The 13,116-nt window shown below is 56.5% G+C and carries 12 protein-coding genes; 8 read left to right on the top strand and 4 right to left on the bottom strand.

The genetic code is table 11. From position 1 onward, the window contains the following. Positions 1–6: 6 nt before the first annotated feature. The 6 genes from B142_RS0106430 to B142_RS0106405 all read left to right on the top strand — a co-directional run bounded on the left by B142_RS0106430 (position 7) and on the right by B142_RS0106405 (position 5,386). Positions 7–498, top strand: coding sequence for an NINE protein (locus B142_RS0106430; protein WP_018120726.1), 492 nt, complete (start codon positions 7–9; stop codon positions 496–498). Positions 499–805: 307 nt separating this feature from the next. After that, positions 806–1,528, top strand: coding sequence for a hypothetical protein (locus B142_RS0106425; protein ID WP_018120724.1), 723 nt, complete (start codon positions 806–808; stop codon positions 1,526–1,528). Beyond that, on the top strand, positions 1,509–2,249 hold the full coding sequence (locus B142_RS0106420) for an energy-coupling factor transporter transmembrane component T family protein (RefSeq protein WP_018120723.1): 741 nt from the start codon (positions 1,509–1,511) through the stop codon (positions 2,247–2,249). The genes B142_RS0106425 and B142_RS0106420 overlap by 20 nt, the downstream gene beginning before the upstream one ends. Continuing rightward, positions 2,240–3,460, top strand: coding sequence for an ATP-binding cassette domain-containing protein (locus B142_RS0106415; RefSeq protein WP_018120722.1), 1,221 nt, complete (start codon positions 2,240–2,242; stop codon positions 3,458–3,460). Before B142_RS0106420 ends, B142_RS0106415 begins: the two co-directional genes overlap by 10 nt. Positions 3,461–3,469: 9 nt before the next feature. Then, positions 3,470–4,129 (top strand): DUF1707 SHOCT-like domain-containing protein, encoded by a 660-nt coding sequence (locus tag B142_RS0106410; RefSeq protein WP_018120721.1) that lies wholly within the window; start codon positions 3,470–3,472, stop codon positions 4,127–4,129. A 21-nt stretch (positions 4,130–4,150) separates the two neighbouring features. Continuing rightward, a complete protein-coding gene (locus B142_RS0106405) occupies positions 4,151–5,386 on the top strand; it encodes a pyridoxal phosphate-dependent aminotransferase (RefSeq protein WP_018120720.1) in 1,236 nt (411 codons plus the stop codon). Here the strand turns inward: B142_RS0106405 and B142_RS0106400 are convergent. The 3 genes from B142_RS0106400 to B142_RS0106390 all read right to left on the bottom strand — a co-directional run bounded on the left by B142_RS0106400 (position 5,370) and on the right by B142_RS0106390 (position 8,136). Beyond that, positions 5,370–5,921 (bottom strand): hypothetical protein, encoded by a 552-nt coding sequence (locus B142_RS0106400; RefSeq protein ID WP_039733937.1) that lies wholly within the window; start codon positions 5,919–5,921, stop codon positions 5,370–5,372. The genes B142_RS0106405 and B142_RS0106400 overlap by 17 nt on opposite strands. A 106-nt stretch (positions 5,922–6,027) precedes the next feature. Continuing rightward, on the bottom strand, positions 6,028–6,648 hold the full coding sequence (locus B142_RS13565; protein WP_147578747.1) for a hypothetical protein: 621 nt from the start codon (positions 6,646–6,648) through the stop codon (positions 6,028–6,030). Between the two features lie 99 nt (positions 6,649–6,747). Further along, a complete protein-coding gene (locus tag B142_RS0106390; RefSeq protein ID WP_018120717.1) occupies positions 6,748–8,136 on the bottom strand; it encodes an MFS transporter in 1,389 nt (462 codons plus the stop codon). Positions 8,137–8,206: 70 nt separating this feature from the next. Here B142_RS0106390 and B142_RS0106385 point away from each other — a divergent pair, with 70 nt between their 5' ends. Beyond that, positions 8,207–9,826: an ABC-ATPase domain-containing protein gene (locus tag B142_RS0106385; RefSeq protein WP_018120716.1), complete on the top strand. Its 1,620-nt coding sequence runs from the start codon at positions 8,207–8,209 to the stop codon at positions 9,824–9,826. Positions 9,827–9,877: 51 nt separating this feature from the next. Here B142_RS0106385 and B142_RS0106380 read toward each other — a convergent pair whose 3' ends face one another. Then, the gene (locus B142_RS0106380; protein WP_026167905.1) at positions 9,878–11,050 is read right to left on the bottom strand and encodes an ATP-binding protein; all 1,173 of its coding nucleotides are present in this window, start codon (positions 11,048–11,050) and stop codon (positions 9,878–9,880) included. 378 nt (positions 11,051–11,428) lie between these two features. On the opposite strand from B142_RS0106380, the gene B142_RS12935 reads away from it, so the two are divergent. Beyond that, positions 11,429–13,096 (top strand): HNH endonuclease signature motif containing protein, encoded by a 1,668-nt coding sequence (locus B142_RS12935; RefSeq protein ID WP_018120714.1) that lies wholly within the window; start codon positions 11,429–11,431, stop codon positions 13,094–13,096. Positions 13,097–13,116: the final 20 nt, after the last annotated feature.

Here is a 13,116-nt window from a genome sequence, read left to right as displayed (position 1 = left end):
GGTTGCATGAACTCGCAGGATCACGGCTATAACAAATACAGCCAGTACGACCGGTATGACAACGACGGGCTGCCGAACGAAAATTATTCGCGCTATTCGAACAATTCCGGCTATTCCTTCGATGCTGGTAATGGTGCCGGTCAATACAGCCCTGCACAGCACAACAACTATGGCTACCAAGGCCAGGGTGTGCAGCAGAATATCCAGTACGGTGATCCGCAGCTGCCGTACCCGGGTTATAAGCAGAAGTCGATGCTGGCGGCTGCGCTGCTAGCGTTTTTCTTGGGCTCGCTCGGCGTACACAATTTTTACCTGGGTAATACGAAAAAGGCGGTTACCCAGGTGGTGATGTGCCTGCTGGGCTATATCACGGCAATCATTTTGATCGGCTTCCTCATCCTGGGTGCACTGTATATCTGGGTAATCGTGGAATTCGTGCTCATTGTGGCCCGTAGCGGCGACTACGCTACCGACAGCAACGGCGTGCCGTTAGACTAAAACCTGTACTTGCTTGTCGACGCCCACAGCTACAGCCACAGCCACAGCCGTCGACACGAGCTTCCGCCAACCACCCCGAGGTGACATAGGGGCAGGTGGCGGAGGGTTTTCTGTTTTCTGCGACCCAGCAACTTCGCCCAAACAACGCCCTAGCAACGCCCAAGCAACACTGAAGAAACGAGTATTCATGTCACCTGCGAAATCTTCGTCCTCATCTTCCCAGTCTCCTGCGCAGTCTTCCGCCCAGGCCTCTGCCCGAGTCTCTGCCAGTCCCACCCGTAACGCGCTGATCCTGCGCTGGTTGGGGGTGGCTGCCATTGCCGCGACGTGGCTGATCCTGGTCTTTGCGCGCCCGACGGAATGGGAATCCGTCGGCTCCACCGCCGCGTTGTTTACCATGGGCGGCTATTTAATCGGTACGGTCTTGCTGCTGATTTCCACCGTGCCGTATATCCCGGCGCGCACGTTGGCGATTATTCCGGTGGCGTTGGTGCTCAATATTCTCGTCGGCCAGATCATCGGCGCTTCGGGTATCCCGCTGTACCTCGATGCCGTCGGCACGGTGCTTATCGCAGCTCTTGCCGGGCCGTATGCTGGTTTGGCGACGGGCGCTCTCAGCAACCTCATCTGGGCTTTGATTGCACCTGCTGCCCTGCCATTCGCGGCGGGTTCGGCTGCCGTCGGCTGGATGTCTGGTGTGGCTATCCACAAATTTGGGGCATTCCGCCAGCTGTGGCGCCTGATTGTCTCTGGCGCGATCATCGGCATCATCGCTGGTGCTCTTGCCGCGCCCGTCGCCGCGTTCGTCTACGGCGGTACCGCCGGTGTGGGTACCGGTGCTGTGGTTTCCTTGTTCCGCGAGATGGGCCAGTCGCTGCTGGCGTCAGTGACGTTGCAGTCGTTCATCTCGGACCCGCTGGATAAGATCTTGGTGCTGCTCATCGTCTGGGCCGCCTGGAAGGCATTGCCGAAGCGCACCCTGCGCCAACTGCTTCCTCCGCAGCACCGCGATGAAGCAGAGCACAGCTAGTACGGCTCAGGCGCCCGTCGGCAAGCCGGTGCATGTTCTGCACCCGCTTACGGTCATCATCATTGGGACCTCCGCGTGGGTGGCTGCTTTATCCATTTCCTGGCCGCTGCTGCACGCCGCGCTCATTGTGGTGGGTTGGGTCGCGGGTATTGCGGGCTCGCGCAGCCTCGCGGTTCCGGCAACGTCCATCGCCTTATCCATCCCCGCGGGCTTGTCGATGCTGCTGGTGCACGCCCCGCACGGCGAGCACCAAATCGCGCCGCTGCTGACCTCTGATGGGCTGGCCACCGCAGGTGAGCTCGCTCTGCGTTTCTGCGCGCTGATGACGTCGCTGCTGGCGGCCATGGCGAATGTGCACATCCCGGATCTGCTCAAAGCTCTCCAGCACCTCGGCCTGCACCATTCCGTCGTCTATGTTTTGGGTGCCTCGTTGCAACTACTCCCGCAGGCCAGCGCCCTGATCGGTGAGGTCGCCACCGCAAACCGCCTGGCTGGGCGCAAAGTCACCGTCACCAGCGTCATCCCGCGCATGGTCATCCCCGTGATCACCCGGCTTCTGGCCCAGGGCACCGACCGTGGAGTCGTTCTCCAAGGCATGGGCTATGACGTGCCCGGCCGACGCAGCGTCCTCTATCCGGTCCACGCACACCGCTGGGAGATTCTGTTGCAACTTCTATTTCCTGCCGCAGCCATCGGATTGGTGGTGTGTGCATGGATATAAACTCCGACCTCGACGCTTTCCACCAGCAAGTTCGCACCGAGCAGTTCAGCCACATCATGCTTGCCGACGACCACCGTGGCACAAACCAGGATGCCTGGCAGATCGCCCACAACTATTACGAGTTTCTACGCGGCGAAACTGCACCCGCTCCCCGGGTTGTGGTGCTGGGTTATGAAATTGGCTCGGTGATCTCACACCAGCGCGATACGGTCATCGAAGAAATCGCCCAGCCCATGGAACAACACGGCATGCCCCGTGCGGAGATGGAACCGCGTTGCCGGGAGATCCTGGCCAACCTCGGATTGCAGGGCTTCGCGCACACCCACCCTGCGCAGCTTTCGGGTGGGCAGACCCGACGGATGCTGGTGGCCAGCTTTTTAGCGGCCCGCCCGGATATCATCATCGCCTGCGAGCCCACCGCCGGGCTGGATCCGGATTCGGCCCAAGCGGTTATGGCTGCGTTGCGCGAGTTCGCAGTAAGCGGCGCTAGGATGGTGTTGTGCTTGGATTATCGGCACTCCGCAGATCACAGCGGCCTGGGCCTGCCGAGGATTGCATCCGGTGCGATCGTCGCGGAGTGGCCCGGAATTCGCGCCCGTCGTGGCACACCGAAGCGTCGCTGGTGGCAGTTCACGAAAGCCACCAACCCGACCCAGGAGTTTTCCAGCAAACCGGTGGATCTGCAGGCTCGCGCCGGCGCCGTGTGCTGGCTGCGCGGGGATAATGGGGCTGGCAAAACCACCTTGCTGCGGCAACTCGCTGGCCTCAGCGAGGATACTGGCTCAGGCGCCAACCCACACAATTCCGCACCGACGGTCTCGCTGTCTTTGCAGGATCCAGCAGCACAAGTACTGGATGCGTCGGCAAGCGCCATGCTGGACGACGACAAACTCTGGGACATCATCACCGACGCCACCGCGCACGCTTCACCGGAGCTCACCGGCGATACGCACCCGTTGGATCTCAGCCCTTCCCAACTGCGCTTGCTGCAGGTGGCGTCGGTGATCGCGCAACGTCGGCAGGTTGTGTTACTCGATGAACCGGATGTGGGGCTCACCCCGGCTGATCGCAGGCGGCTGCATGCGCTGTTGCACGAGTGTTTGTCCGGTGGAGCGGCGGTGATCATGACCTGCCACGATCCCACGTTATTACAGGATGTGGCAACGTATGCGGAGGTTACCGAAGCAAAAATCGCGCGAGCATCCGGCTAAGATGGCGGTATGAGCACCCCGTTCAATCAGAGTGATGCGTCGATGCGCCTGTCGGATGCAGACCGCGACCAGGCGATGAACGCCCTGGGCCACGCCTTAGCGGAAGGCCGTTTGCAGATCGACGAATTTGACGATCGGTGCGCGGCCGTCACCCAGGCGCAATACCAGCGCGACCTGGATCAGGTATTCGTGGATATCCCGTTTACGCAGCAAGCCACCGGCGGCGCCGTCGAGAAGTACTATTCCGAATCCCAGGTGCAGCGCGCACGAGAGGCCGCGAAGAAGCCGCGGCTGGGCACGTCGATTCTGACGTCCCTGGCGGGCATGATCGCGTTTCCGGGCTTCGTCGCGTTGGCCTTCGAGGCGGGAAGCACCGGCACCGCGATGTTGTTCGGCGGCTTAGCAATGCTGAGTGCATTCGTGGTTCCGGCGATTTGGATCGCACTGTATGTCATGCAGATCGGCCCGGATTCCTGGCACCGCCCGTCACCGGCGCAGTTGGAGCGGCAGCGTCGCAAAGAAATCCGCGCTGCAGAGGCTGGGCGTCGTGCAGAGCAAAAGGAGTTGACGCGCCAGCAGTGGGCGGAGCGTCGGGCGCAGGCTGCGGAGTTGAGCGGGGATGCGATGAACATGGCGCGGGAACAGTTGCACAAATGGAAAAACCGTTAGCGTTTTTGGCAAAATAGAGGAATGAGTCATCCACGTCACCCTGCGCGCATTTTTGATCAATCCGACAAGATCAAGAATATGGCCTACGCGATCCGCGGCCCGGTCGCGGATTTAGCCGAGCGCATGGAGGCGGACGGCCACCGCATCCTGAAGCTGAACACGGGCAACCCAGCGACGTTCGGTTTTGATGCCCCGGATGTGATCATGCGGGATATGATTTCCGCGCTGCCCACCGCGCAGGGTTATTCCACCTCAAAGGGCATTGTTCCGGCGCGCCGGGCGATCGTCACCCGCTACGAGTTGGAGGATTTCCCAACGTTCGATATTGACGATGTCTTTTTGGGCAATGGGGTTTCCGAGCTGATCACCATGACCACCCAGGCGCTGCTGAACGACGGCGACGAGGTACTGATCCCAGCCCCGGATTATCCTTTGTGGTCTGCGGCCACCTCCCTGGCTGGCGGCGTTCCCGTGCACTACCTGGGCAATGAGGACGACGGCTGGAACCCGGATATTGAGGATCTGAAGTCCAAGATCACCCCGAAGACCAAAGCGCTGGTGATCATCAACCCGAATAACCCCACGGGCGCGGTGTATTCGCGTGAGGTGTTGCAGCAGCTAGTAGATATTGCCCGAGAGAACCAGCTGTTGTTGCTGTCCGACGAGATTTATGACCGGATTCTTTACGACGACGCGAAGCACATTTCCACCGCCTCCTTGGCACCGGATCTGGTGTGCATTACTTTTAATGGTTTGTCGAAGGCCTACCGTGTGGCCGGCTACCGTGCAGGCTGGATGGTGATCACGGGGCCGAAGCGGAATGCTTCTGGTTTGATCGAAGGCCTGGAGATGCTGGCGGGCACGCGTTTGTGCCCGAATGTGCCAGCACAGCACGCGATTCAGGTGGCACTCGGCGGGCAGCAATCGATTTACCAGTTGACCGGTGAAAACGGGCGTTTGTTGAAGCAGCGCGATATCGCTTATGAAAAGCTGAGTGAGATCCCGGGCGTGTCCGTCGTCAAGCCGAAGGGCGCGCTGTATTGCTTCCCGAGGTTGGACCCTAATGTGCATGAGATTCATGACGACGCGAAGCTGATGCTGGATATTTTGAAACAAGAAAAGATTCTGATGGTGCAGGGCACAGGGTTTAACTGGCCGCACCCAGACCACTTCCGTGTGGTCACGCTGCCATGGGCGTCACAGCTCGAGAATGCGATTGAGCGTTTGGGCAATTTCTTGGCTAGTTATCGGCAGTAGCATGGTTCTTTCGCTTGTCCCGCCAGATCGCTACCGGGAAATTGAGGACCAGCAAACCGATAAATGAGCCAGCAAAAGCCATCACGGTGCCGATACCTTGTTGGCTTGCCACTCCGAATGATTCCAAATACGCTTCGCCGAAAGCAATTCCCGATGACATCGCAAGCGGTGCGAGAAAGCCACCCAATAGGGGGATCGCGCACCACATATTAATCATGATGGAAACTCCCCCTACGCTCAGAATGCACAGCGCAATCTGCCAGTACGGATAGGTTCCCGGAAAAAATCCCGCTCCTTCTAAACCTGGGCTAGCCGACCAGCTTAGCCAGGCTGCAGCAAGCACAGGCCCCAAAATAAAACCAGCGAACCAACGGCTCAATAAAAATACGGAAAACGGCCATTTCAGTTGGTCTAGGGCATTTCGGCTCTCCACAGAGAAACTGAAAGCAAGATATAACGCCAACAAAGCAGCTGTAGTAGGCGCAACAACCAAAAATCCTGCGATATTAATAAATCGTTCTATGTGAAAGTCCATTTTGTCCTCAATTTTTGTTAAAGGTGATCACGCTGAGCAAGATTAACCACCGCGAAATATGACTCACGTGCGTAAATTGGCGTTGCCCGCAAATAGCATAGTAGTTTCACTGAGCGTTACCCTCTATTCTTGGCTTGTTTTTGCGAAACTTCCATATCGAAAGAGGGAGATTGACCACTATTAAAATTAGAGTGCCAACAACAGAAGTGTAAGCCGTTGCTAAACCGCTAATATTGTCGGGCACAGTAGATTCAATAACAACGAACACTGTAGCCATTCCCATCGTAATTCCCAATGGCACAGTTATCCCAGGTACGAGCAAAAGACGGTTCTTAAGATTAAGTATTACCGAGATAATTATTGCAGTCCCAACTAGCCCGAATGCTTGCCAATACGAATATTCACCCGGGGGGCCGATACGGGGCATATTATTTTCTACATACCCAGACCAACTTAACCAAGCAAAAGGTAAAATAAGTCCCACACAATAACCTGGCACCCCAGATTTTAAGACTTTTGCAAAGCCTTCCCAATATGAATAGTTTTTCAATTCATCTGAAGGCAACTCTTGAAAGAGTGCATATCCTACAGCGACTCCTACGGACATAGGTAGCAAAAGAAATATACCCGACCAAATCAAGAAAAACCGTAAATTAAAGTTCTCAATATGATCTAGTATTAATCGATACCCATCCCAACTTACATGAACATAGGCATTGAGAGTCATTAATTGATATTCCTTTCCCGGCCTGACTACCCCCATTATTCACAAGTAGTCTCGCAATTAGGGATGGTTAACAGTGAAAATCCATCTCCCGCGTACCTCTTATACAACCCGTGCGTGTTCACGCGGGTTATCCACCTTATACAGCAGCGCCAGGCCGACGGCCAGGATCGTCGCGATCGCCAGAATGATCGCGATATTGTTGCCGAGCAGTGCCAAGAAAATGCTGATCATCACCGGTGCGAGAAACGACACGCTGCGCCCGGCTGTGGCATACAGGCCAAATAATTCCCCTGCTTTTTCTGGTGGGGCAATTCGCCCAATAAAACCACGCGACGACGCCTGGGCAGGCCCAACGAACAAACAGAGTCCAAGACCAAAAATCCAGAATGCGAGCGTCGGAGTGATCGGTCCACGCTCTTCACTAAAAACGAGCAGCACCACGGCCGTCGCCAAGAGCGCCCAAAGACTCGCACTGATCACGAATTTAGGCCCCAGCCGGTCGTCCAACCAGCCACCCAAAAACGCCCCAAGCGCAGAGATCACGTTTCCCGCGATGCCGAAAATGATGACATTGGCCGGGGAGATGCCGTACAGCGTGGTGCCCAGGATCGCGCCATAGGCAAAAACTGCAGAAAGCCCATCGCGGTAGATCGCCGAGGACACCAGGAACCAGAAGGTATTGCGGTCGTCGCGCCACAGCCGAACGATGACGGCGAGCAGGCGTCGGTACGATTGCGCAATACTGACGTGCTCGATGGTGTTTTTATCTGCAGTTTTTTCTTTGTGGAGCAGCAGCGGCAGCGCAAAAATTAAAAACCAGGCGGCAGCGACCACGGCGACGGCGCGAATATTCAGTGCATCATGTTCCCCAATACCGAAAATGTGCGGCGGTTCGCCCGCAATCAGGCTCAGGTACACCAACATCAACAGCCCTATACCGCCGAGATAACCGAAGCCCCAGCCGATACCAGAGATCCGCCCCATATTCCCCTCACGGGCGATGTCGACGATCATGGCGTTGTAGTTCAGGTTGGCGAATTCGTCGAAAAGTGTCAGGGCAGCCAACAGGCTCACCCCGAGCAGGAGAAATCCTGGTTCTGGCTGCACAAAGAAGCACGCCGCCATCAGCCCCACCACCAGCAAGGTGTGCACGATCAGCCACAGCTTGCGCCTGCCGGTTTTATCCGCGCGCTGCCCAATCACCGGTGCGGTCACCGCAATAATGATACCGGCGATGGCGTTCGCGCTGGTCAGCCACTGGGTTCCGCGTTCGTCGGGGCCGAAGACGTCTGAGGCGAGGTAGGTGCCGAAAACGAAGGTGACCATCACTGCCGAGACCGAGGCGTTGCCCCAACTCCAGAGGAACCAGCTGGCAATCATGGATTTGCTGGAGCTGGTAGTCTTCGTCGCGCAGCCGGCAGAGCTGGCTGGGCTGGCTGAGCTGGCAGTGCCCGAGCAACCGGCAGAGTCCGCGGTAGTGGCAGTCATATTCTTATGTATACCGAAAGTTTTTCGGTGCCTTTCCACGACACCCCGCCCAATACGTAGGCTGGGGCGCATGAGCCTTGCACGTTTATTAACTTCCCTCGACGGCGCTGGTTACGGTGCCTACAAGAAATTGCACGGCAGCTATGAGCTGGGCGAATACCGGCTGCGCGTGGATAAAGTGCAGTCTGATCCTTTTGCTCCGCCGTCATTGATGCAGGTCGACGTGCCCAACCCGGTTCCTGCAGAGTTGGCTGGGGTGGCCGCGCGTGATTTCCTGACGCGCCGCATTGCCCAGGCCTTTTCCGGCGACCGCGACTTGCACATTGACCAGCCGGGCCAGCAGGTATTGGACCGGGCCAGCGTCGTGCTTGCCGACGACGCCGGGGCGGGCTCCGGCACCCGTTCTAACACCGCTACCTTGCGCATTGAGGTGCAACTGCCAGCCCGCGGCCGCAAGATCCTGGGGCGTAAGGCGCGGGCTTTGCTGTGCGACGTGCTTCCGGCAGCCCTGGACCAAGCACTTGATTTTCCTGCCGACGACCTGCACGAAGCAGTGCTGCTTGAGCGCGACCAGAACTACCTGCGTGAACAGCTACCGGGGCGGGGCATGATCGCGTTTATCGGTGATGGCTCCTGCCTGCCGCGTTCTGCTGGCCACCGCGACACACCGGCAGAAAAGGCGGTGCCGTTTCGTTCACCGGATTCGCTGCGCACCACTTTCCAGTTGCCGTCGGGACGCGAAGTAACCGGTATGGGCGTTCCTGCTGGTGTCACGGTGATTGTTGGCGGTGGTTATCACGGAAAGTCCACGTTGTTGAAGGCGCTGGAGCGCGGCGTGTACAACCACGTTGCTGGCGATGGCCGCGAGTTTGCGATCACCGTCGATTCCGCTGCGTCCCTGCGCGCCGAGGATGGCCGCGCGATCACGGACGTGGATATTTCGCAGTTCATCTCTAACTTGCCAGCGCAGACGGATACCACGAGCTTTTCCACGGATAACGCCTCCGGTTCTACTTCCCAGGCCGCGGGGCTGATGGAGGCGCTGGAGGCCGGTGCGTCTGCGTTGTTGATCGACGAGGACACGTCCGCGACGAATTTCATGATTCGCGATGAGCGCATGCGTGAGCTGATTCCGACGGAGAAGGAACCGATCACTCCCCTGGTTGATCGCGTGCGCGGGCTGGCTGCGGTTGGCGTGTCGACGGTGCTGGTCGCGGGTGGATCCGCGGCATTTATCGACGTCGCGGACACGGTGATCCACATGGATTCCTACCACCCGTATGACATCACGGAGCGTGCTGCTGGTTTGGCGCGCGCCGTCGACAAGCAGGAACCGTTTCCGAAGCCTGCACACCGGCCGCTGCCGGCGAAGCGCTTTCGTGCGAAAAAGCCGCCGCAGGCCAAGGGCGCGGGCATTCGCGTCGGCAAGGGTTTTATTGATTTATCCGCGTTATCGCAGCTGGTGGATGGTTCGCAGACCCGCGCGATTGCTTCGATTTTAGATAGTTTGAGCACGCAGCACGGTGAGTCTGCTGCGCTTGTCGACGAGGTGTTGGATCAGGTCAAGCAGGGTGGCATCGATGCGGTTTCCCGTTTTTCGGGTGGTGGCACACCTGGCAAGCACCCGGGACGTTTAGCGTTGCCACGCAAACTGGAGATCATGGCGGCGATTAACCGCACGCGGGGTTAGTGAATTAAGGTTGGTGATGTGGGTATCGCGAGCGATACAAACGCGACCACCTTATTCATTAAACAAATCCGTTACTGCCAATGAATCAACGACTACATGTTTACGCAGATAATCACGCATGTAGGGTAATTGGAAATCAACATATCCGTGGGCGGTACGGACAATCACCCCGGCTTCGAGCAGTCGGCCACGATATTTTCCTACGTATTGTGCATCGGCTTTTAATCGTTGTGCAATATCTGCCATGCGCGATGGACCATTGTCAACTGCCATCGCAGCGAGAAATGTTCGGTCCACTGGTGAAAGATCGCTCAAGGCAGTGTCGTGCACCAATTGCCCTAATTTCCGGCGCGCAGTTTCACCACCTGTCCGAACAGCAGCGATAGAAATCGTCCTCCCCTCCTTCTTGCGAAAAGCTTGCTGCCCGATTAACTGAATCATGAATGGATACCCGCCGCAGATCGAAACCGCTTCGGCTAATGCATCGTCGTCCCATGAAATTTCTGTATTCTTCAACGGTTCTGCGAGTGCGATTGCAACGTCATCGTCAGATATAAGCCCTAAGTCAATACGATTTGCGCGGCGCAAAAATGTCACCGGATTTCTCCCCCGGTCATTTGCCAACAGTGGCTTAATGGATTGTGGAATCCCTGCCATTGCAAGCGCTATTTCTCGGTTTTCGCGCACCAAATGCTGTATCGTAGCACCGAATTCAATGATTTCACTCTGATGGTAGTAGTGCAGTTCATCGAGCGTTATCAGCACCCCGACAGGTGGTTGGTTTAGCTTTTCATCTCGCTCTGCCTGTAATTCCAAAAAATCTGTAAGAACATCCCGAAGCGTAACCGTTGGCGTGAATTTTTCTGCCTCACTCAACTGAATCCCTCCGAGCGAAGCAATATTAAGGCCCGTCAGTTTTCGCGAAACTAGGTCAAATTGGTCTTTCGCGAGAGAATAAATTTTGTCACGGATTCTTTCCATAAAACCTGGAGTCGCGGTTTCCGAGATGACCCACCAGGACTCTGCATGGGCGATATCTTCAAATTCATTGAGCAATACAGTTTTGCCAACTCCCCGCATTCCAGATACCAGACTTAGGCGCTCATGCGAACCGGGCCCGTCCAGAAGCGCGTAACGAAAATCAGTAAGTTCATCTACCCGACCAGCAAGATACGGTGGAGTCGTGCCAGTTCCTGGACTAAATGGGTTTTTCGTACGTGCCATACCATCATTATAGACAACCGCTTTACTACTGTTTACAACTCTTACAACTTTTACAATCTTTACAATTCTTACTACTTGGTTGACCATGAGAAACTGCTCGCTCACCGACCCGACTATCATGCAATACGAAAATTAAATCGAAGGTTTCTACTTGCACACTACACTGTGCAATGTTCGATTGCTGCACGCTGGAAAACATGCTAGAAACCTACTTTAACTGGCGAGATACCAAGCAATCTCCACATGTTCGACAGACTCCCCGAGTTGCTGCCCCAAATTTTTAGGGCACATTCTTATTCGAACACTGTTGTGCTTTTACGTTATTTGCGTTAGACTAAAGTCATTCCAGTTAGCAAGCATATTCGGGGGAGGGAATCCGTGAACACCGACGCCACCGCTTATTTCACGCACTGCAGCCCCCACGACGAAGACGCGCAAGCCATGACAGCCCTGCGTCGGCAAGAGTTTCACGCTTGGGATTCCATCATTGATTTTGAACATTCTGATTATGACCTGCTACTGAAAGAGCTCACGGAAAAGAGTGGGCTGGGCAGCCACAAGGTTGGCGACATCATCGGAGCGTTTTATCGCATGATTGATCTGCCACAACTACGCGATTTAGCGACCACAATGTGGCATATTGACATGGATCGGTGGATCGCGATTGACCGCGCAATGGCTAAAGCCGGTGACGTCAATGCACACCTGTTCGCTGTTATCGATAACATGCTGGTTGACTACCTCACGCCGACCAAACCTGCGCAACAGATGCCGTCGAAACGCAGCATCACTAACCGCATTAACCGCGAAATCGAAGCGCATGATTCTTCTGTTCGGGAGAAGAAGCACAAGGATCCGACTCGGAAAAATTACGAAGTCCACGATATTCCGCTGGACAGCCGCAATGGCGACGATACCCACGAGTTTCACTTCGATACCGACGCCGCTACTGCCGTGAAAATCGATGCGCACGTGCACGAGCACGCGAAACAAGCCGGAATTTCGCTTCGCGACGCCGTCGTGGAGCTCTTGCTGGGTAAAACGCACACCTCCGTGACGCTGAATTGCTACCGCGCCAGCGATGTTGCCGACGCCCCGCTGTTCGTGTCGACGACTACCGGCGCTGGCGTGGCCACCCTGTTTGGCGCCGCTGCCGACGCCCTCGCCGGTGAAGCAGCCAAGCACCACGACATGGACGCCGTAGCCAACCACAAAGTCACAGGCTACGCCACCACACCGACGATGCGCAGCGCCGTGACCGGCCGCGATGGATGCTGCCGCTACCCAGGTTGTAGCATGCCAGCCACCACCTGCCAGATGGACCACGTGGTGGAATACGACGAGGGTGGTCTGACCAGCCCGGTAAACCTCATCGCGCTGTGCCAGCACCACCACAACATCAAAACCGATCGCCGGGCCCGGCCCATCTTAGAGCCCGCCAGCGGAACCGTTGTGTGGTTGTTCCCCGACGGCACCTGGCAGTCCACTGAAGCTGACGGGCCACTGGCCAAACCAAACCGCAGATGGGTACAAACACTGCGGCAAAAGATCGCTTGTGCTCGTAAAGCTCACCGCGAGGAAGCGCAAAAGGAAAAACTCAGGGAAGAAAAGCACAGAGCTCAACAAGCGCAGCAGCACACTCAACAAAATACAATGAATACAACGCTTACCGACGACGCTGAAAACACCGGAAATGCCCGCCGCGCCAGTGCGCCTGTCGACGATCCTTGGGTGCGCTGTCAACAATCGAAGGAAAATAGGAAGGAAAAGGAGAAAGAACACGAGCCGCTGACAAACACGCAAGAACAACAGCTATGGCACAATGATCTCACCTGGCTACAGCGTGCTCTAGACACGTGGAGTTTTCATTCGGACGAAATGAAGCAATTCCAGTCCCAGTTGCGCGCAATCCACACCGGGGTTTCTGCACTGCAAGAATCTGGATTTAACCTTTTTAATCACGTCAGTATGATCTTCGACCTGGACGAATTCGGCACCACCTCTACCACCACGTTTACCCCCAGCGAGGCAGCACCGCCATTCTAATTTCCCCGCGCTTCGTCGGG

The sequence above is a fragment of the Corynebacterium propinquum DSM 44285 genome (assembly GCF_000375525.1).
Taxonomy (GTDB): Bacteria; Actinomycetota; Actinomycetes; order Mycobacteriales; family Mycobacteriaceae; genus Corynebacterium; species Corynebacterium propinquum.
This window is presented reverse-complemented; position numbering and strand designations above follow the sequence as displayed.